The sequence below is a fragment of the Streptomyces sp. PA03-6a genome (assembly GCF_033792765.1).
Classification (GTDB): Bacteria; Actinomycetota; Actinomycetes; order Streptomycetales; family Streptomycetaceae; genus Actinacidiphila.
This window is the reverse complement of sequence record NZ_JARAVK010000045.1, coordinates 20,064-39,470: the sequence shown is the minus strand read 5'-3', so window position 1 is coordinate 39,470 and position 19,407 is coordinate 20,064. Positions and strand designations below refer to the sequence as shown.

Here is a 19,407-nt window from a genome sequence, read left to right as displayed (position 1 = left end):
CTGCTGCGGATGCCGGGACCCTTGTGCCCATGCCCCGTGCCGCGGCCGGGTAACCGCCGCGGCACGGGTGCGTCCGGAACGCCCCGGCGGGCGGCCCCTGGTCAGTCCACGCGCCGGGCCGGGCCGAGAAGGCCGGACTCCGCTTCCGTGGGCTGCGTCATCACGAACTGCCGGCGCTTGCGCGTGCACCACATCGTCACGTTGTCGCCGAGCGTCGGCAGCGCGGCCACGTCGGCCTCCGACAGGCCCATCACCTGGCCGATGACCTCGGCCTCCTGGGGCGAGACCCGCTGCAGCCCCACCACGTCGGCGCCGGCGAGCAACCGCGGGGCCGTCGGCCCCAGGTACGGCAGCAGGGTCACGACCGACTGCCAGGACTGCGCTGCCACCCGGCTGCGCGGCGGACGGGCGCCGCAGTCACGGACGATGACGACGGGGCTGTGCACCGAAGGACCCTGCGGGGCGATCCGCCCGACCTCGTGCACCGTCACGCACTGCTGGCCGCCGCCCGCCGCCTGCGCCATCGGCGCCCACGACTGGGGGCGGGCGGTCTCCACCGCGACCCGGGCACCGGTCGCGGCGGCGCGCAGCGACAGCACCTGCGCCAGCCACATGCTGCCGACCAGCACCACGTCGAGCCGGGCCGGGCGGCTCAGCGCCAGCACGGCGGGCTGGTTGGCGGCGTCGATCCCGATGACGACACCGTCGTCACCGATCGGCAGGGACAGCCCGGACAACTGCCCGGGTGTCAGGGTGTGCCGGTCGCGGCGCGGTCCGAGCAGCCCGAACGCGGCACGCAGCGTGCGCCGTCCGGCGCCGGCGAAGGAGGAGCCGCGCGGGTCGGCGCCCTGCGGCAGGTGCGAGGGGCGGGGCCCGGTGCCGCCGGGGAAACCGGAGCCCGCGCCGGGGTGCTGTCCGCCGAAGGCGGGAACGGTCGGAGCCGACATCAGCGGGTACCTCCCAAGGGCAGCGTGGCCAGGATGCCGGGCACCTGCTCGCGGTCCAGCCGCACCAGGCCCAGCCGGGACGCGGTCGCGCGGCGTTCCAACTGGTGCCGTGCCTCGACCAGTTCGTTCTCGCTGCGGCCGGTCAGCCGTACGTACCCGGACAGCAGCGCCGCTCGGCTGCCGCCCGGCGCGAGGACCAGGGAGAAGGTGCTGGCCAGCGCGGGCGAGGAGGTCAGCAGGCCGACCAGGTCGGGCAGCGCGGCGGCGCCGGTGCCCAGTTGCGGCCAGCGGCTGACCCAGTAGGTCGTGTGCCAGCGGTCGTCGCACCGCCACGCCCGCGCGCTCTCGGAGGTACGGCGTGCCTGGCGGCTGCCGTCGAGGGCGGCGCCGCCCGTCGTGGCGAGGGGGTTCACGCAACTCGACGTCGCCACGGCGGCGATGATCTCGGGCTCGGTGAGCACGCGGGCCTCGAGCCCGGTGCCCACCAGCCGGCTCACCAGGTGGTCGGCGGCCCGCAGCAGGGCGCGCCGCGCCCCGGCCATGCCGCCGCCGCGCGCCTGCACCGCCTCCGGGCACAGTTCGGGATCGAGCTTGATCGCGATCCAGGTGAGCCGCAGCCCCGGCGTCTGGCTCTGCGCCTGCAGCGGTGCGTAGGACCGTGCGGCCAGCGCCTGCGCGGGCAGGTGCGGGGCGGGGGCGGGCTGGGTGTGCTGGACGACCTGGACCGACGCGAGCCGGATGTCGTCCACCGTCAGCAGGCCGTTCAGCAGCTCCAGGGGGAGCGAGCGGACTCCGCGGGCCGGGCGCAGCGGTTCGTCGACCGCCTGCACCTGGACGACGGCCGTCAGGAAGGTGCCGTCGCCGATCATGCCGATCTCGCGCTGCTCGCGCTCGTCGGTGTACCCGTAGGTGCGCAGCGCCGGGTCGCACTCCACGGCCGGCACGAAACCGGGGTCGGTGCCCTGCGGGACGCCGGCGGCGTTGCGCCGCTGACGGGTCTTCAGGGCGCGGGCGGTGGCCATCCACTCCGGCATCGGGCGGCCGCGCCGTCGCAGCAGGCCGAAGAGCAGCAGCGGAACGGCGATGACCGCGGCCACGACGGGCCCGACCACCTCGTGGATCAGCCAGCCGCCCAGCAGCAGTGCGAGTGCCAGCTCGATCAGCACGAGTTGCTGCACCCGCACGGGGCCTATGCTCCCGGGCCTGCGGGTCATCACCGGGGCCGCCGCCCCGGCCCGCGCCGCGGGGGAGCCGCCGTGCCCGTTCCCGGGTGGTCCGGCGTACTGCTGCGGTGGCTCGTCGCCCGGACTGCGCCGGGACCTGGTCGCGGTGGTCATCCCCCGTACAACCCTTCTGCTTCTGCTGGTACCTGTGCCGCGCGGGCGGCGTCCGGCGCCGTCCAGCGCTCGCTCGCGTCCGTCGCCCTGCCGGCGTGGGACGCTCCGGGTGCCGCTGGCGGGCCGATCGCGCTACCCCGTACCGTACGGTGCGATCGTCACACGGCATAGTAGGGGTCCCCCTCATCACAGCCGTCACCACAGCCGTCACCGCGGCGGACAGACGGGACCGGGGAACGCCACAACACAGCAGCGACATACGGGGAGTTGACGCAGGGATGGCGACACGTAGGGATGAGCTGAACGCCTACTCGTTCGCGCGCAGGCGCACGGTGGCCGCGTTTCTCCAGCCCTCCCCGCACGGTTCGGAGGAGGCCGCCCCGCGCCCGCTGAAGACCGTCGCCCCGAGCCTCGTCGTGGGTCTGCTGGTCGTTGTCGGCTTCGGATTCTGGGGCATATTGAAGCCCGCCGCGCCCAAGGGCTGGGACACCCCCGCCCAGAAGGTCATCGTCGGCGACGCGTCCACCACCCGTTACGTCGTGCTGAAGACCAACGGCGAGGCGCAGCTGCACCCCGTGCTCAACCTCGCCTCCGCCCGACTGCTGCTCGACCCCGAGAAGTTCGAGGTCATCAAGGTCAAGGAGTCGGTGCTCGACAACAGCGGCATGACGCTCGGCAGCACCATCGGCATCCCCTACGCCCCGGACCGGCTGCCCAGCCAGGACGACGCCGGCAAGCCCAAGACCTGGGCGCTGTGCGAGACCCCGGGCGGCGGCACGGACCGCTCGGCCCAGCGGGCGGTCCTCGTCATCAACCAGCAGAAGCCCAAGGAGGCGGCCCTGGTCGAGGGCGCGAACCAGCTCCGTGACGACGAGGCCATGTACATCGAGGTGCCCGGCGGCGACCAGTACCTGGTGACGGACCGGGGCTTCCCCTACCTGCTCGGCGGCCCCGCCGGGAAGCAGCAGCCCGAACTGGTCAACACCCTGCGCCAGGTCATCTTCGGCGCCTCCGCGCAGCCGCAGAAGGTCGACGCCGACTTCCTGTCGACCCTCAACAACGTGCCGGGCGCCGCCATCTCCTTCCCGCAGGTCGACGGCATGGGCGAGACGTCCACCGCGCCGGGTCTGAGCGCCGGGCACGCGAAGGTCGGCCTGGTGCTGAAGGCCAACGACGACCAGTACGTGGTGCAGCGGGACCGGGTCGTCCGTGTCACCGCCTTCATGGCGAAGCTGCTGCTGAACAGCCCTCAGGCGAGGTCGCTGTACGACGGATCGCCCGAGGCGGTCTCCGTCAACGTGGGCGAAGTCACCTCGGCCCAGGCGAGCGAGACCTTCATGGACGACCTCGGCTGGCCGGAGAAGGCGGTCACGCAGGCCAACACCCAGGACGAGAAGGACGGCCGCAGCGTCGCGTGCAGCGTGTACAGCGGTGTCGACGACAAGGTGACCAAGAAACCGGCGATGACGATGTGGGCCGGGAAGAAGTTCCCCCGGGACGTGGCGCAGAGCGGTACGAACACCTACGTCTCGCCCGGCAGCGGCCTCTTCTACAAGGCGTACGACGGTACCGACAAGCGCATCGGGTCCATCTTCCTGGTCACCGACACCGGACTGCGCTACTCGGTGCCGACGACGGGCGACAGCGACAGCGGCGGCGCCGCCAAGCAGGACGACGCGGTCGGCGTCGTGCAGACCAAGCTCGGCTACGCGAAGAACTCCCCGGTGCCGGTGCCGCGGATCTGGTCGGACCTCCTCGCGAGCGGGCCGACGCTCGACGTGAACGCGGCGAAGCAGGCGCAGGGCTCCTGAACTGGTATTTCCGCGGACCGTCGCGGGTATTGATTGAGCATTTGACAATCCATTGGCCAAGCCATCAACACCCGTGGCAACGTGAGGGTTTGGTGATGAAGGTCAGGATCCCGATACGGAACCGGGTACCTGTTCGCCTTGTCACCGCTATTGGCTAGAGTTGAAGACCGACCACATCTTCGGATGTGCGACGAATCCGATCTTCTACGTCTCATGGGGGACTCCAGACATGGCTGGACAGCAGTTCACCATGACCGAGGAGGAGATGGTTGCGTTCAGCAACCGCATCTCCACGGTCAACTCCTCGATCCAGGGCGAGATCCGCCGCCTCCAGACCGTGATCGACACGATCACCTCGGGGTGGAAGGGCTCCGCCGCCACGGCGTACAACAACCTGCAGTCGCAGGTGAACCAGGACGCCAACAAGATCAACCAGATCCTGGGCGACATCAAGGAAGCTGTGGACGCGAGCACCAAGAACTACTCCGCCTCCGAGGAGGAGCAGCGCGCGTCCATCCAGAGCATCTCGGCGCAGGGAAGCAACCCGTTCGGATGACCGTCCCCGCGCGGTGACCTGACGCCGCGCCGGCCGGTCCAGACATCCGAATCCAACATCTGAGGAGACATCACATGTCCGGGCAGATCCTGGTCAATTTCCAGACCATCTCCCAGGCCGCGACCGACGTGCGTACGACGGCCAACAACATCAAGCGCCAGCTGGACGACCTCGAGGCCGGCGTGAAGAAGATCGCGACCACGTGGGAGGGCTCCGCGCAGGAGGCCTACCGCACCAAGCAGACCGAGTGGGACCAGCGCGCCGCGTCCATGCACCAGACGCTGGAGGCCATCGCCCGTGCCCTCGACACGGCCGCGCAGAGCTACCAGGCCACCGAGAACAAGAACCGGCAGATCTGGGGCTGATCGCGCGCCTGGCCGCGTAACAGGTGATGAGGGCGGGCGTGTACGGCGACGTACGTGCTCGCCCTCGTCGGCGGTTTGACCACGAACCGCACATAACGGGAGGACGGAACACCAGTGGGATCGCACGCCGTGAGGCGCACCGCCGCCATCGCCGCAGCAGCGGCGCTCGCCGCCTTCGGCCTGCCTGCCGCCGGCGTCGCCTCGGCGTCGTCCGCCGGCGACGTACGCACGGTCCTCGCCGACGACGGCGACAACGAGCGCTTCCAGATCGACGACACCCAGTGCTCGTTCCCGTCCGACGTGATCAAGGGCACGCCCTGGTCGCTCCAGCGCATCGTCCTCGAGCAGTTGTGGAAGGACACCCAGGGCCTCGGGGTGGTCGTCGCCGTCATCGACACCGGCGTCGACAAGAACAACAGGCAGCTCGCCACCGCCGTCAAGTTCGGCGTGGGCAAGGACCTGATCGAGCCCAAGGACCCGGACGACGGCGCCAAGGACCCGGTCGGCCACGGCACCAAGGTCGCCGGCATCATCGCCGCCCGGCCCTCCAAGGACACCGGCTTCGTCGGCATCGCCCCGCGCGCGTCGATCCTCGCCATCCGCCAGAACGACAACCAGGGCGGCGGCACGGTCAGGACCATGGTCGAGGCGATCAAGTACGCCGCGAACGCCGGCGCCAAGGTCATCAACATCTCGCAGGACACGGCCACGGCGATGCCGCCCGACTCCGCCCTGGAGCAGGCCGTCAAGTACGCCCAGGAACGCGACGCCCTGATCGTCGCCTCCGCCGGCAACGACGGCGCGGGCGGGCAGGAGAAGCTGACCTACCCCGCCTCCTACGACGGCGTCCTGGCGGTCGGCGCCTCCGACCGCGACAACGCCCGCGCCAACTTCTCACAGCCCGGCTCCTTCGTGGGCATCGCCGCCCCCGGCGTCGACATGGTGTCCACCGTCCCCTTCGGCGGCCACTGCATCGACCAGGGCACCAGCTTCTCCGCGCCGTACGTCTCCGGCGTCGCCGCCCTCATCCGGGCCAAGCACCCCGACTGGACCTACCGCCAGGTCATCACCCAGATCGAGCAGACCGCGGACCGCGGCAAGCCGGGCCGCGACGACTTCGTCGGATGGGGCGTCATCGACCCCGTGGCCGCCGTCAACGACGACGCCACCACCCCGAAGGACGCCCCGACGCCGGACCCCGTCGTCAACGCCGGGGCCCACGAGAAGATCGAGGCGGCGACCGTCATCCTCGGCGAGAGCCCCCAGGAACGCACCGAACGCTACGCCGTCTACACGGTCGGCGGTGCGATCGGCGGTGTCGCGCTGCTGGTGGGTGGTGGCGTGGTGTTGGGCGACTGGCGTCGCAAGCGAGGGATCAACACATGAGTAGGAACGGGGAAGCGACACGATGAGTGACCAGTACAAGGTCGATCTGAGTGAGCTTGAGGACACGATCACCAAGCTCAACGGCGTCATCAGCCAACTGGGCGTGGCCAACGTCTGTGCCAAGAACGACACTTACCTGCCGCCCGGCGCGCTCGGCGCCGGATTCGACGAGGCCGAGAAACTGGCGCGTGCGCACGAGGACATGAAGACGCACATCGAGTCGGTCGTCGCGTACATCCACGATGTCATGAACGATTTCGGCGGCAAGACGAAGAAGGTCCACGGCCATTATTCGGATGCCGAATACGACGCGCAGGGCGGCATGTCCGGATCCGGTCAGTGAGCGGGACCATGAGCGTGGTCGAGGCCGCAGCAGTGAGGGCAGTGAGGAACGTCGTGCCGGAGGGGGTAACGCACCATGACTGACAACGAGGGGACGTACTACGAGTACAACGCCCCGACCCAGTGCTACGCCGGTGAGCACACCACCGACTTCGCCGGCGGCAAGAACATGGACCAGATGAAGGGCATGCTCGCCAACGCCGACCACGTCGAGGTCGAGTCCTGCGCCAAGGGCTGGATGCAGGTCCACGATCAGCTGGTGGTGGGTTCGGGCAGCGCCAAGTCAGTGTTCGACGCGGCGGTCGAGCACATCACCCAGCACTGGGACGGTGCGGCGGCCGAGGGCTTCAAGGCCCAGGCCAAGGTCATCACCAAGATGATCAGCGACTGCTCGACGTACGCCCGGTACACGTCGCAGGCGATGACCAACGCGGCATCGATCCTGAAGACGATCAAGCCGCAGGTCGACGCGATGGAGAAGCCGGGCACCCTGTCCAGCTTCGGAGACGCCCTCGGCGACGGGTTCGACCGCAGCGACGCGCAGCTTCACTCCGACCTCGGCAACGGGATGGGCACGCAGTCCGCGCTCGACAAGAACCGCGGCTCGCTGTCGGCAGGCAAGGAAGCACAGCTCGAGATGGCTGTGAAGATGGAGCAGCTCGGCGCGGGCTACAACGCGCAGTCCATGACGATGGGTTCGTGGACGAAGAAGCCGACGCCCAAGCGTTACGACGAGAAGGACGACTACCCGGGAGACCCGGGCGGCGTCGCGCCCGTACCGATGCCGGTCCCCTCCGAGGTCGGCAGCCCCCGTCCCAGCGACTCCGGCCGCGGCAGGACGGGGGGCACCACCGGCACCCTCACGCCGTCGCGCGAGGTGAAGTCGCCGCGTGAATCCGGTATCACCGGTGGTGTACAGAAGCCGGTGGCGAGCACCAAGCCGCAGGTGGGTACCGCGATCGACGGCATCGCCGGAGGCACGACCGGGTCCGGCGGATACGGTGGCGGGACCGCGGGTGTCGGTGGCGGTGTCGGCGGTGTCGGTGGCGTGGGTGCCGGTGGCTCGGCCGGTGCCGGAGCCGGTGCGGGTGTCCCGGGCGCCCTCGGCGGCCTCGGTGGACGTGGCGGCATGGCGGGCGGGGCAGGTGCAGGTGGTACCGGTCGCGGAGGTGCTGCGGGCCGTGGCGGTATGCCCGGCGCCGGTGGCGCGGGCGCGGGTGCGGGCGGCAGGGGAGGCGCGGCCGCCGGTCGAGGTGGCAGCCTCGCCCGACGTGGCGGCGGCGTCGTCGGTGCAGCCAAGGGCACCGGTTCGGGCACCCGCGGTACGCCGGGCGGCTCGGGCCTGCACAGGAGCCGCGGCGCGGCGGGAGCCGGCAGCGGCGGCAACGTCGGCAAGGGCGCGAACCGCATGATGGGCCGCGGCCAGACCGACCGGACGGAAGAGGAAGAGCGGCGCGAGGGCGAGCGTCCCGACTACCTGGTCGAGGACGAGGAGACCTGGACGCCCGAGCGCAACAACGCTCCTCGGGTCATCGAGTAGCGGCAACGCGGCAGCATGTAGAACAGTGTGGGGGCTCGGCCGGCGAAGCTGTGGCCCCCACACTGCCTGAGAGAGGACAAAGGATGGCCTTCACACGGACGCTGCGCTCAGTGGGCGGCGTTGTGCTCGCGGGTGCGCTGGTCTTCGCTGCTGCACCGGCCGCTTCAGCGGACCAGACGAGAGAAGACCAGTGGCCGCTGAAGGCCTTCGACGCCGCATCCATCTGGAAGATCTCCAAGGGCAAGGGTGTCACCGTCGCCGTCATCGACTCCGGTGTCAACGCCGGTCACGTCGACCTCAAGGGCAATGTGATCGAGGGGAAGGACTTCATCGACGGTGGCTCCACCGCTCCTCAGGCCGGCGACGATCACGGCACCGCGATGGCTTCGATCATCGCGGCCCATGGTCACGGTCCGGGTGGGGCCGACGGCGTCATGGGGCTCGCTCCGGATGCCAAGATCCTCGACATTCGCGACGACGGACACCACGACGACGGATTTGCCGGGTCGATCCGGTATGCCGTTGACCACGGAGCCACCGTCATCAACGTCTCGTCCGGAGGAGCGGTCAAGGTCGACGCGGAGGCGGAGGCCGTCGCCTACGCCCTCAAGAAGAACGTCGTCGTGGTCGCGGCCTCGGGCAACGAGGGTTCCGAGGTGCGCTACCCGGCGGGCCACCCCGGCGCCATCGCGGTGGGCGCGGTGAAGAACAACACCGAGATCTGGGAAGGGTCCAACCACGGACCCCAGTTGCTGCTCTCGGGCCCTGGAACTTTCATCGTGAGCGCCGGCGGCAAGGACAACGCGGCCTATCGCTCCGGCACCGGAACTTCGGACGCGAGCGCGTTCGTGGCCGCGGCGGCGGCCCTCCTCAGGGCCAAGTTCCCGGACCTGACCGCGGGGCAGATCGTCAACCGCCTGACCAAGTCCGCCGGTCTCCCCTCGTCGGAGAAGGGTCTCTCCCTTCCGGACGAGCACTATGGCTACGGCTTCATCCAGCCGCTTGCCGCCCTTACCCGGGACATCCCCGCCGGGCCCACCTACGGCCCCCTCAAGGTGCCGGAGTCGCTGCAGGCCGGACAGAGCGGTGACGGCCAGGGCACCACGGACAACCCCTCCGCCTCCGCCCCCAACGCCAGCGGCGGCGGCATGAGCGACGACGAACAGGCGGCGGCCGACCGCAAGCAGGTCATCGCGCTCAGCGTGATCGGCCTGGTGGGTCTGCTGGTGCTCGCGCTCGTCGTGTTCCTGATCGTGAAGCTGGCGCGCCGCAACAAGGGCAACAACGGTGGCGGCCCGGGTGGGCCCGGAACGCCCAACGGCTGGGGTGGCAACGGCCAGCCGCAGTACGGACAGCCGCCGCACCAGCAGCAGTACCCGGGCCAGAGTGGCAATCCGTACCATCAGCAGTCGCAGGGCCCGGGGCAGCAGTGGTCGAACCAGTAGCCGGGGCCTGAAAGCGACCGCGCCGTGCCGTCCTTCTCGCTGTCCGCAGAGGGAGCAAGCGGGGCCGTCAGGAGAGCGTCGCGGGGCTGTCGCACCCGTGGCGGGCGGCCGACTGCTCGGCGAAGCGCTGCAGATCGGCCCGCTCGGAGGGGGTGAGCGGCTTCGAGGTGAAGTGCCGGTCGCTCCCGTCGACCGGCGACGCGTGGAAGTAGCCGACGCCCAGGGCCCCCGGGCAGGTGGCGGACGTCCACACCGACGTACCGTCGACTCCCGAGGGCTTGTCGTGCCCCCCGTACGCGCCGTTCATGACGGCTTGGGAGTTGTCGTTGAAGGGGCCGTACGCGGCGGCCAGCTGCAGGTGCCCCGGGAGCACGCACTCCTCCACCGGCGCTGCCTCCGCGGGTGTTTCGCGTACCTCGGTGGCGGAGGTCAGCCCCTTGCAGGTGCCCTCGGCCTCGGCGGCCGGCACGGTGGTGGCGGACGCCGACGGGGCCGTCAGCCTCTTCGCGTCCCCGGGCTTCGTCGCACACCCGGTCGCCTCGGCGGCCTTCCGTGCCGTCTCGGTCACGGTCCGGGCGAGTTGGAGGCGCACGGACTCGGTGACCTCGATGTCGTGGGGGGACTCGGCCGCGACGAGCAGGCCACCGCCCTGCTCGGGCTCCCAGTTGTCACAGCTCAGCAGTACGGACGCGGTCGCTCCGGCGTCCTCCGTGACCATGAAGCCCTGCCAGCCCGCGTCCAAGGGGACGGGGAGCGACTCCTGCTCATCCTGGAACGTGTGGACGCCGTAGGCATTGAGGGCGCCCGCCGTGGTCTCGATGGATATCCCGGCGCCGCCCACGTCGCAGCGCACGGCGAGGCCCGCGGGCTCCTTCACGTCGTCGGACACGTCGAACTGCCGGCTGCCGACGTCGAAGCCCCCGCCGATCAGGCTCATCCGGGACTTCCCGGCGAGCTCCAGCACCGGGTCGACCGGCAGCATCCCGCCGCAGGCCCGGCCCGCCTGCGCCGCCGGGTACTGCAGCTGGAACCCGTGGTACCCCGCGCCGAGTGCGGCGAGGACCACCGCGGAGACGATCAGCCGACGCTTGCCGTTCTTCCGGAGCCACGTCCGGCCTTCCCTCGTCACGTCCTGCTGCCCCCGTCGTCCTTCTCGTTCCGGCCCTGCCCCCGCCCTCACGTCCCCCGTGCTGCCGGGCCGCGGCGACCGACCGTCAGATCGCGGCACCGGTCGGCCTCTCGGATCCCACGCTCACCTCGTCGGCTGTTGCAAGGCGGGGGCCGTACTCGGAAGCCCACCCGCGTCCTGGCATCTCGCGGAGTGTTCGGCGACGTAGCGCGCGGCGTCGGCGGCGAGTTCCACCATGGCCTCACGTGCCTTCAGGACCTCCTGCTCGCTTCCGCGCAGCGCGGGCGCGGCGACACTGACGTCCACGGCGAACTTGCCGCCCTCGAGCGTGCAGGGGGCGGTGAGAACCGCGAGTTCCGTGCCGCCGCCGGAGGTGACGTATCCGCGGGCCGGGCCCCAGTCGAGTTCGCTGCCGCCGGCCTTCACGCGCCGGGCGATGTCCTTCTCGTCGACGAGGCCGCTGCGCAGCCCGGATCCGACCTGGATCACTTCGCCGTCCACGTTGACGGCGCAGTACCCCTCGTCGCCGCCCACGGACTGCTCCGTGAGAGGCGCCCGCAGGCCGCCTCCCGTGCTCTCGTCCGCCACGACCTCGGACACAGGTGCCTGGTGGAACCGGGTGATCGGCTCCGTGGAAACGGACGTGCCGCAGAGCACGGCCGGCAGCGCGGCCCGTGACGACGCACTGGGTGGGCCGCCTCCTTCGGCCCCGTCGCCCGACGAGCAGGCGACGCCTCCGGACGCGAGGAGCAGGATGCCCGCGATGGCACGGACGGTCTTGTTCACCTGGTGTGTCCCCTTGTGGTCAGCCATGACGGGCGTCCTCGGCCTTGGCGCCGGCGGCGTGGCTCTGCTGGGCCTCGCGTCCGGCGGTGTCCTGCAGATCGCCGACGGTGTCCGTGTCGTACCCGCCGTGCGCGCCCGCCTGGCGCACCGCGTCCCTCGCGGAGCGCACCGCCTGCTCCTGGCCGTCGCTGTAACCGCGTCCGGCCTCGTGCTCCGCCTCCGTGGAGCTGTCGTGCTTGATGGACTCCAGCACGCTGCTCTGCACGTCCTCGATCATCCAGCCCGCGACGTCCCCGACGACGGGCACCTTGATCGCGCCGGTCGCGAGTCCCGCGCCGCGCCCGACCCACTTGCCGACGTCTTCGCTGTTCTTGTTGAAGTCCTCGTCCTCCGCGCGCTTGGTGTCCCAGACGGCGTCCGCGCGTGCCTCGCTCATGATGCCCGCCACGGTCGCTCCGGGGTGGACGGCGCTGGCGACACGGTCGCTGACCGGTACCCGGGTGTCGGTCTCCCCGTTCATCGCCCGGTCCACCAGACCCGTGGTGTACGCCTGCTGGGAGGCGTTGATCGCCTGGTAGGCGTCGGGGTCCTGCCCGACCTCCGCGAGGAAGGCCTGGGTTGCGGCGCGGTCCAGATTCGCCGAGGCACCGTGGACGGGCAGGTTGTCGTCACCCGAGACACCGCGCTGGACGTCCCCCATGTAGTTGGCGGCGATGTGCCCCAGGCTGTCGCGCATCGGCTCCAGGGGCGCCCCGTCCTTGCCGTTGACGAGTTCGCCGCCGCCCTGACCGCCGAACTTCTCGACGATGTCGTTCACCAGCCCGGCCTGCGCCTGGCTGTGCTTGGGCATGTCCGAGCCCTCGTAGTCGTACGCCACGCCACTGGTCGCCGCCTCCAGGGCGTGGCCCAGGGCGTCGGGGCCGTACTGGGTGGCCTTGGCGCTCTCCTCGAGGTCGCGGCTCGCCGTGTCCGGCACCCAGTCGCGGTCGGGGTCGGTGAAGTAGTCCAGGTAGGAGTCGACGTCCTTCTTCCCGTCGCCGTGGTCCACCCTGACGTCGCCGTCGGGGTCGACGGTGCCGTCACGGTGGTAGGCGACCACGTCGCCGGTGAAGAAGTCCTCGGCGGCCCCTGGGCTGTGGCCGAGTCCCTCCAGGATGCCGGTCATGGGGTCGAAGCCGTCACCACCCTTGCCGGAGGGGTTGGACGTGATGTCCTCGTTCAGCGAACCGCGCGGGGAGTTCTCGATCCAGATGTCGGGGTTCTCGGCCTCCAGGGAGACCGCGTGCTGCGCGATGGGCGTGAGGAAGTGCGAGTCGTAGTCGCCGTACCGCAGGATGCCGCCCAGGACCTGGTAGCCGTAGGGCTGGTACGGGTAGCCGGGGTTGTCGCTGACCGTGAACTTCTGGGCGCCCTGGGCGCGCAGTTCCGCGTTCCACGCGTCGGACAGGTGGGGCTGCTTGTCCGGGTCGGTGGCGGTGGCCAGGGAGTAGCCGAGGTTCTTCTGGAGTTCCTGGACCTCCTTGAAGCGTTTGGAGTCCGGCTCCTCGTCGGCCTGGGCGGTGAGGTTCGCGTAGAAGTCCAGCGTCTTGTGCGGACCGAGCTTGTCGTAGAAGCCGGTGGTGAACTCGGAATCCTTGCTGTTGGCGTGGAGGATCCGGTTCAGCTGGTCGAGTTCGGCGTCCGTCGCCTGGTCGCCCTTGGCGGCGATGGCGGCGGCCTGGTCGATCTCCACGGCGTCGAGGCTGGTGTAGACGCCGGTGTTGAACGACCGGCTGTCGCCGTTTGCGTCGCGCTCCAGGGCGGCGCTCGCGGCCTCGTCGGCGGCGGTGACCTGTTCCAGCACGCGCGTCAGGCGTGAGGAGAGCGAGTCCAGCTTCTCCTTGCGCTCGGTGGCGAAGCCCGGGGAGGCGGAGGCGCTCGGGCTGTCCCAGCGGGAGTCGACGTCCTTGATCGCCCCGTCCTCGGAGACGTGGAAGCTGTCGGTCCGGGCTTCGTCGAGCAGGGCGTGGAGCTGCTTCTGGTACGCGGCGAACTCGGTGTGGGCGTCCTTGAGCAGCTTGGCGACGCGGCCGGCCTCGGTGGCGGCGTTCTCGTACTCCGTGCGGGCCTTGTCCATGGTGGCGAAGGCCGCGGTCGCGGCGTCGCCTTCCCAGTGGCCTTTGAGGTGGTTGATCACGCGCTGCTCGAACTCTCGCTGGAGGGCCTCGTACTTGGCGGGCAGCGCGCCCCACGAGGCGGCGGCGTCGGACAGCGGCCCGAGGTCGGCCTTGTCGAGGTAGGGGATGGACACCATGTGTGCGTCAGCTCCTGTCCGTCCCTGCGGACGGGTGTGGGTGTGCGTTGCGGCCGTGCCCCGTGGCCCGGGCGTCCCGGGCCGCAGGGCGGGCCCTAGCCGAAGGGGGTGTGGATCGAGGCCTGGCGGGCCTGCTCCTCCTGCTCGGTGCGGGTGTAGTGGCCGGTGCTGGTGTGGAGCTTGTCGCTGATGTCCTGCAGCATGCGCTTGAGGTTGAGGACCTGGTCGCCCCAGCGGATGTCCATGCTCATGAGGGAGCCCGCGGTGGCCCAGGAGCCCCCGTCGGGCGGACCCGGAGCGGTGTGCCTGTTGAGGCCCGTGACGGCGCCAAGGGTGTCCTCGTCGGCCTTGTTGTCGACGTTCTCGGTGTCACCGCGCAGTTCGACCAGCGCGTTGGCGGCCTCGTCCAGGCGCTGGGTGTCGACCTTCGTCGTCCCGGCGGACGTACCGCCGCCTCCTGGATCCGCGGGGACGGAGTTCAGCCGCATCCGCGTGGCTCCGCCGCCCTGTGAACCGTCGAAGGGAGTGCTCATCCCTTTGTCCCATCCCCGTTGACTGCGATCCCGGCACGTCCGCCGTGCGTGCGGTCCCCTGACTCCGGAACCGTGCCATCGCCTAAGCGAGGACATGCCAATTGCACCCGAACATACCGGATCACGTCCGGGGCGCACCGGGCACCCTGCGTCCCGTGAGGAACCCGCGCACACCGTGCCCCCGTCAGGGCACGTAGAGATCCTGAGGGGAGCACCCGGGAGGGGGTGAAGCGGCACGTGGGGGAGCGGTAGCCTCGGTGGGTCGGCTGAAACCACCGCCCCTGGTGCTGAAGCACGGCGGGCGGTCCACGCGGGGGACACACATTGGGTGACCACTTCAAGGTCGAGGTCCAGGACCTCGACCGGCTGCTGAAGCAGTTGCACGACAGCCAGGACGACATGCGCAAGGCGCTGGGCGCGCTGAAGGACGTGGGTCCGAAGAGCACCGGCAGCGAGGCGCTGGACAACGCCTGCGACGAGTTCCACGACAGCTGGGACAACGCCATCGGGAAGATCGCGGACGGCACGCAGCAGATCGAGGAGAAGCTCAAGGCCACCAAGGACAACTACGAGGCCACGGAGCAGGCGATCCGCGACGCCATGACGCAGGGCGCGGCGCCGAAGCCCACGCCCTCCCCGTCCCCGCAGGCGCGGCCCACGGCGGGTGCGCGGTGACGGCGGTGGAATACCCCTCCATAGGCTTCGACCCGGCGCCGGGGAAGCTGGAGAGCGTCGAGGACCTCACCTCCAAGCTCTCGCGGGCCGCGACGGGCCTGGACAACGCCTACACGACGCTCACCGGGATCACCAAGGGCGGCAAGACCTGGGAGGGCGAGGCCGCGAGCGCCTTCGCCGAGAAGGTCGGCGACCTGCCGCGCTACGTGGGCGACAGCCGGGACGCACTGCGCGAGGCCTCGCTCCAGCTGTCGTCGTGGCGCTCGAAGCTGGCGGAGTACCAGCACAAGGCCCGGGAGTACGAGGCGCAGGCCAAGGCCGCCAAGGAGCGGGAGAAGGCCGGGCAGGGCACCTACGACCGCGCGACGTCCGCCTACAACCAGGCGGCGGCGGACCCGGCGCTGCGCCTGGCGGGCCAGTACTACGCGACGCAGAGCGAACTCGCCGACGCCCAGGCGAAGATCGACGCGGCGTCGAACCGGCTGAACCAGGCGGGCAAGGACCTCGACTCCGCGGGGAAGCAACTGGAGAAGGCGCAGCAGGAGCTCGAGGACATCATCAAGCGGGCCGAGGAACTGCTGGAGCACCACCAGTCCGACGCCCGGGGCATCGCGGACCGGCTGCGCAAGGCCAACGACAAGGCGCCCGACACGGGGTTCTTCGAGGGACTGGCGGACGCGTTCACCAAGCTGGGGCACAGCATCCAGAACTGGTGCGTCGAGCACGCCGACCTGCTCAAGCAGATCGGTGACTGGCTCAGCATCGCCTCGACGGTGATGGGCGTCCTCTCCCTGCTCACGCTCTGGTGCCCGCCGCTGTCCGGTGCCTTCGCGCTCGCGGGCGGCGCGCTGTCGCTGGGCGCCCTGGCCACGCACGGGGCGGCGAAACTGGGCGGCGCGGACGTCAGCGCGATGGACCTGATCGGTGACGGTCTGGGCGTCATCCCCATCGGCAAGCTGGGGAAGGTCGCGATGAAGGGCGTCAAGATCCCGATGAAGCTCTACAAGGTGAACGGCAGGACCATCGCCTCCATCGAGCACGTGACCAAGATCCGGGCGCTGAAGAACGCCGGCTACACGGTCGAAAAGCTGGAGGGCAAGGTCGGCCTGCTGCGGCGGGAGGCACTGCCGGGCAGCAAGATGGTCAGCGCCGAGGGCTTCGGCAACCGCATGAAGATGGCCTGGGACAACCACGTCCTGGACACCGTCGGATCCTCCGCCAAGGAGAAGGCGCTGAGCTGGGCGGTGGAGAAGTTCGCCCCGCAGAGCGTCAAGAACTCCCTCGGCGCGGCCATCCGGGCCGACGGCACGCTCGACCCCATGTCGTGGTGGGCCAAGGGACCGCAGGTCGCGCAGCAGGCCCCCGGTATCGTGACCGGCGTCTACAACATGTTCAACAATTCGGACACGCCCGCGGCCGGGAGGCTTTGATGAGCACGTCGCTCCACGAGGCGCCGGGCGTGCTCGTCGAGTTCGAGTCCCCGGACGTCTTCCACGAGATCCCGCTGCACCTGCCGCCCGAGGCCCTGGACGCGCAGGTGGCCGAACTGGCCGCGCGCATCTGGCCGGGCGGCACCGACTTCCAGCGGGAGGCCACCGCCGCGGTGTACCGCGAGGTCGCCGGGTCGCTGGACGCCGACGGGGTCCTGCACGCGGCCCTCGGCCTGTTCGCCACCGAGGACGACCGGATCAGCACGGCCAACCTGCTGGTGCGCATCGAGGAGGTCGAGCCGGGCGACCCGGGGATCGCGGCGGCGGCGCTGCACGAGATGCTCTCGCTGGAGCCGCACCGGGACGTCCACCAGGTGGACCTGGAGTGCGGTCCCGCCGTGGTGTCGTTCCACGCGACGGAGGTCGACGGCGAACAGGTCGCGGCCCCCTTCGCGTTCCTGCACATCGAGCTCTACGTGCCGTCGCCGTTCGGCGGCTATCTCGTCGTCTTCTCGCTCAGCACCCCGAGCCTGGCGGACCTGCCCGTGTACGTCTCGCTGATGTCCGAGATCGGGGAGAGCGTGCACTTCGCACGCGACCGCGGCACTTCCGGCGGCACCCCCGCAGGCCCACCGGAGCAGCCCGGCACGGGCGGCGACGTCCGCTCCGTCTTCGGGTGACACAGGACAGGACGCGATCGGATGGGTATCGGATGAGTGTCGTTTCGTTCCAGGTACGGCCGCCCTCCGAACAGGAGCGCCGGCAGGCCGGGTTCAAGCTGCAGAAGGTCATCCGCCCCCGGCGGGGCGGCGAGACCGTGTACGTCGGGCACGGTGCTCCCGCCGGCGGCTCCGGGGCCGACGCGAAGCCGCGGTTCGCGATGTACCGGGACCTGGCCGGACGGGAGACGCTCGGCTTCGTCGTACGGCCGGTGGGCGGGCAGTCGTCCGGCGGGCGGCTGTCGGTGCTCGGCCCGGGCGGCGAGGAACTGGGCGAGCTGGGGACCCCGGCGAAGCGGGCGCGGTGGCGGCCGCGCTGGGAGATCAGGCTGCCGGGCGGCCGGGTGCTCGCCGGGCACGGCGGGACGACGACTTCGTGGGCGGTGTTCGTGCTGCTGTCGCCGCTGTGGCTCGTCCTCAACCTGTTCTGGGCGGTCGGCGGCACCGGTGACTCCGCCTGGTCGCTGCCCGTCCGTACGGCCTGGCGGCAGGGGGTCGGTTCGCCGGCGTCGCTGAAGTACTACGGGATGTCCGAGCGGTACAAGGTGCGGACGGACCGGCTGGACGTACGGGTGGCGTACGCGCAGGCCGTGGTCCACCGCTCGCACGGCACCGCGTGACCGCCCCGCCCCTCCTCGCCGCCCCGCGCAGGAACAGGCCCGGGCTGCTCGCGCAGTTCGTCCTGCAGCGGCTCTGGCTGCCGCTGCGGGACGCGTACGCGACCGAGCGGATCCGCGCCCGGATCGCCGCCGCCGAGCGCCGGCCGGCGGCCCACCGGGCGCGGGACGCCGACGGCGGGGCGGTGCTCGCCGTCACCGTCCCCGCCCGGCTCTTCCGTGGTGCGGGCCCGGACCGCGCCTCCGCCGTCGCCGCCGCGGAGGGCTGGACGACGGAGGTACGCGGCACGGGGCGGGACCAGTGGAGCCCCGGCGCCCTGCACCTTCGCCGGCCGCTGCCTCAGCCGGGCAGATAGCCCACCAGAAGGTCCGCCAGCCCGCCCGGGTCGGCGAGCGCCACCAGGTGCCCACCCGGCAGGACGTCCGGTTCGACGCCGAGCCGTTCCCGGGCCACCCTCTGCTGGAAGGCGGCGGGGAACAGCCGGTCGTCGCGGCCCACGACGACGCGGGTGGGCACCTGCGGCCAGGCGGGCAGCGGGAAGGGCACGCCGAACGGGGTGTCCGACTGCCGGTTCCCCTGGGCGAGGGCCTCGTCCGCCACGGGGCGCGGAAGGTCGTGGAAGAAGGTGACCAGGGGGTCGAACTCCCCGTCCACCGGACGTCCCTCGGCGAGGTCGAGGGCGCGCCGGGCCTCCGGCTGGCCCGTGGCGGCCCACCAGTCCCCGGCGGTCTCGCCGGGGACCGGGACCATCGCGTTGACCAGGACGAGCAGGACGAGCCGGTCCCCCAGCCGTTGGCAGGCCAGGGGCGCGCTGAAGCCGGCCATCGACTGGGCGACCAGCACCAGCGGCGCGCGGTCGCCCGCGGCGGCGACGGCCGCGTCGGCGTACTCCTGCAGGCCCGCGGAGTCGTCCGCGGTGGGCAGGTCCACCGCGACCGCGGCGTGGCCGCGGCGGCGCAGCTCCGGCACGAGCAGGTGCCAGTACCAGGTGCCGCCGCCCGCCCCGGGGACCAGGACGAAGGTCGTCTCCGTCACGTCCGTCCGCCCTCCCTTCAGGACTTCGTCAGGACGGAGGTGAAGCTGTCCAGGATGTGGTTGGCGCCGGCCTCGGCCGTGGCGCAGTGCTCCTCGGGGACCCCGGGCTGGTGGTAGACGACCTCGGTCCTGTCCCCGCGGTCGGTGAAGGTGGCGTCCATGACGACCTCGGGCGCGCCGGGCACGTCCATCGTCCACACCAGCCGCTTGTGCACCTCCACCTCGCGGTACACCCCGCTCAGCGGCATCTCGCCCTGCGGCGTGGTGATGGTGGCGCGCCAGGCGCCGCCCGGGCGGACGTCGCTGGCGACGGTGGGCAGCGGCGCGCCGAACCACTGGGCGAAGTACTCCCGCTCGGTCCACACCTTCCACACCTTGGCGAGCGGGGCGTCGAAGACCCGGGTAATGGTGATGTCGTTCATGATGCTGCCTTCCTGGTCGGGCCGGGCCACTGCGGAAC

Annotated in this window: 20 protein-coding genes; 12 read left to right on the top strand and 8 right to left on the bottom strand. The window is 71.1% G+C overall.

Annotation, left to right across the window (positions count from 1 at the left end):
- Positions 1 to 101 precede the first annotated feature (101 nt).
- Together PV350_RS13825 and eccE are read right to left on the bottom strand one after the other, a co-directional pair.
- Positions 102 to 947 carry a hypothetical protein gene (locus PV350_RS13825; protein ID WP_500333985.1) on the bottom strand — a complete coding sequence of 282 codons (846 nt, stop codon included), beginning with the start codon at positions 945 to 947 and terminating at the stop codon, positions 102 to 104.
- Positions 947 to 2,284, bottom strand: coding sequence for a type VII secretion protein EccE (gene eccE / locus PV350_RS13820; protein ID WP_499514320.1), 1,338 nt, complete (start codon positions 2,282 to 2,284; stop codon positions 947 to 949). The genes PV350_RS13825 and eccE overlap by 1 nt, the downstream gene beginning before the upstream one ends.
- A gap of 278 nt (positions 2,285 to 2,562) precedes the next feature.
- Between eccE and eccB the strand changes: the two genes are divergently transcribed.
- The 7 genes from eccB to PV350_RS13785 all read left to right on the top strand — a co-directional run bounded on the left by eccB (position 2,563) and on the right by PV350_RS13785 (position 9,729).
- Complete coding sequence (gene eccB / locus PV350_RS13815; RefSeq protein ID WP_500333983.1) at positions 2,563 to 4,095, top strand: type VII secretion protein EccB; 1,533 nt, start codon at positions 2,563 to 2,565, stop codon at positions 4,093 to 4,095.
- 229 nt (positions 4,096 to 4,324) lie between these two features.
- The gene (locus tag PV350_RS13810) at positions 4,325 to 4,651 is read left to right on the top strand and encodes a WXG100 family type VII secretion target (RefSeq protein WP_499514322.1); all 327 of its coding nucleotides are present in this window, start codon (positions 4,325 to 4,327) and stop codon (positions 4,649 to 4,651) included.
- A gap of 74 nt (positions 4,652 to 4,725) precedes the next feature.
- On the top strand, positions 4,726 to 5,016 hold the full coding sequence (locus tag PV350_RS13805; RefSeq protein WP_499514323.1) for a WXG100 family type VII secretion target: 291 nt from the start codon (positions 4,726 to 4,728) through the stop codon (positions 5,014 to 5,016).
- 129 nt (positions 5,017 to 5,145) lie between these two features.
- Positions 5,146 to 6,402, top strand: coding sequence for a type VII secretion-associated serine protease mycosin (gene mycP, locus PV350_RS13800; RefSeq protein WP_500333981.1), 1,257 nt, complete (start codon positions 5,146 to 5,148; stop codon positions 6,400 to 6,402).
- Between the two features lie 22 nt (positions 6,403 to 6,424).
- Positions 6,425 to 6,745: a hypothetical protein gene (locus PV350_RS13795; protein ID WP_499514325.1), complete on the top strand. Its 321-nt coding sequence runs from the start codon at positions 6,425 to 6,427 to the stop codon at positions 6,743 to 6,745.
- Between the two features lie 75 nt (positions 6,746 to 6,820).
- Positions 6,821 to 8,284 carry a hypothetical protein gene (locus PV350_RS13790; protein WP_500333978.1) on the top strand — a complete coding sequence of 488 codons (1,464 nt, stop codon included), beginning with the start codon at positions 6,821 to 6,823 and terminating at the stop codon, positions 8,282 to 8,284.
- An 83-nt stretch (positions 8,285 to 8,367) separates the two neighbouring features.
- Positions 8,368 to 9,729: a S8 family serine peptidase gene (locus PV350_RS13785; protein ID WP_500333976.1), complete on the top strand. Its 1,362-nt coding sequence runs from the start codon at positions 8,368 to 8,370 to the stop codon at positions 9,727 to 9,729.
- A 67-nt stretch (positions 9,730 to 9,796) separates the two neighbouring features.
- Here PV350_RS13785 and PV350_RS13780 read toward each other — a convergent pair whose 3' ends face one another.
- The 4 genes from PV350_RS13780 to PV350_RS13765 all read right to left on the bottom strand — a co-directional run bounded on the left by PV350_RS13780 (position 9,797) and on the right by PV350_RS13765 (position 14,470).
- Positions 9,797 to 10,858 carry a hypothetical protein gene (locus tag PV350_RS13780; protein WP_500333974.1) on the bottom strand — a complete coding sequence of 354 codons (1,062 nt, stop codon included), beginning with the start codon at positions 10,856 to 10,858 and terminating at the stop codon, positions 9,797 to 9,799.
- Between the two features lie 123 nt (positions 10,859 to 10,981).
- Positions 10,982 to 11,671, bottom strand: coding sequence for a hypothetical protein (locus PV350_RS13775; RefSeq protein ID WP_500333972.1), 690 nt, complete (start codon positions 11,669 to 11,671; stop codon positions 10,982 to 10,984).
- Positions 11,664 to 13,937 (bottom strand): hypothetical protein, encoded by a 2,274-nt coding sequence (locus PV350_RS13770; protein ID WP_500333970.1) that lies wholly within the window; start codon positions 13,935 to 13,937, stop codon positions 11,664 to 11,666. The genes PV350_RS13775 and PV350_RS13770 overlap by 8 nt, the downstream gene beginning before the upstream one ends.
- Positions 13,938 to 14,032: 95 nt before the next feature.
- Positions 14,033 to 14,470 carry a hypothetical protein gene (locus PV350_RS13765; RefSeq protein WP_499514331.1) on the bottom strand — a complete coding sequence of 146 codons (438 nt, stop codon included), beginning with the start codon at positions 14,468 to 14,470 and terminating at the stop codon, positions 14,033 to 14,035.
- Between the two features lie 324 nt (positions 14,471 to 14,794).
- Here PV350_RS13765 and PV350_RS13760 point away from each other — a divergent pair, with 324 nt between their 5' ends.
- Genes PV350_RS13760 through PV350_RS13740 form a run of 5 tightly spaced genes read left to right on the top strand, consistent with a single transcriptional unit; the run spans position 14,795 to position 18,267 of the window.
- Positions 14,795 to 15,145, top strand: coding sequence for a WXG100 family type VII secretion target (locus PV350_RS13760; RefSeq protein WP_499514332.1), 351 nt, complete (start codon positions 14,795 to 14,797; stop codon positions 15,143 to 15,145).
- Positions 15,146 to 15,150: 5 nt separating this feature from the next.
- Complete coding sequence (locus PV350_RS13755) at positions 15,151 to 16,575, top strand: putative T7SS-secreted protein (RefSeq protein WP_499514333.1); 1,425 nt, start codon at positions 15,151 to 15,153, stop codon at positions 16,573 to 16,575.
- Complete coding sequence (locus tag PV350_RS13750; protein WP_500333967.1) at positions 16,575 to 17,255, top strand: hypothetical protein; 681 nt, start codon at positions 16,575 to 16,577, stop codon at positions 17,253 to 17,255. Before PV350_RS13755 ends, PV350_RS13750 begins: the two co-directional genes overlap by 1 nt.
- 32 nt (positions 17,256 to 17,287) lie before the next feature.
- Positions 17,288 to 17,914, top strand: coding sequence for a hypothetical protein (locus PV350_RS13745; protein ID WP_499514335.1), 627 nt, complete (start codon positions 17,288 to 17,290; stop codon positions 17,912 to 17,914).
- On the top strand, positions 17,911 to 18,267 hold the full coding sequence (locus tag PV350_RS13740) for a hypothetical protein (RefSeq protein WP_499514336.1): 357 nt from the start codon (positions 17,911 to 17,913) through the stop codon (positions 18,265 to 18,267). The genes PV350_RS13745 and PV350_RS13740 overlap by 4 nt, the downstream gene beginning before the upstream one ends.
- Here PV350_RS13740 and PV350_RS13735 read toward each other — a convergent pair.
- A complete protein-coding gene (locus tag PV350_RS13735) occupies positions 18,252 to 18,947 on the bottom strand; it encodes an alpha/beta fold hydrolase (protein ID WP_500333964.1) in 696 nt (231 codons plus the stop codon). The genes PV350_RS13740 and PV350_RS13735 overlap by 16 nt on opposite strands.
- A gap of 17 nt (positions 18,948 to 18,964) precedes the next feature.
- Entirely contained in the window at positions 18,965 to 19,369 is a 405-nt protein-coding gene (locus PV350_RS13730; RefSeq protein WP_499514338.1) for an SRPBCC family protein, read from the bottom strand.
- Positions 19,370 to 19,407: the final 38 nt, after the last annotated feature.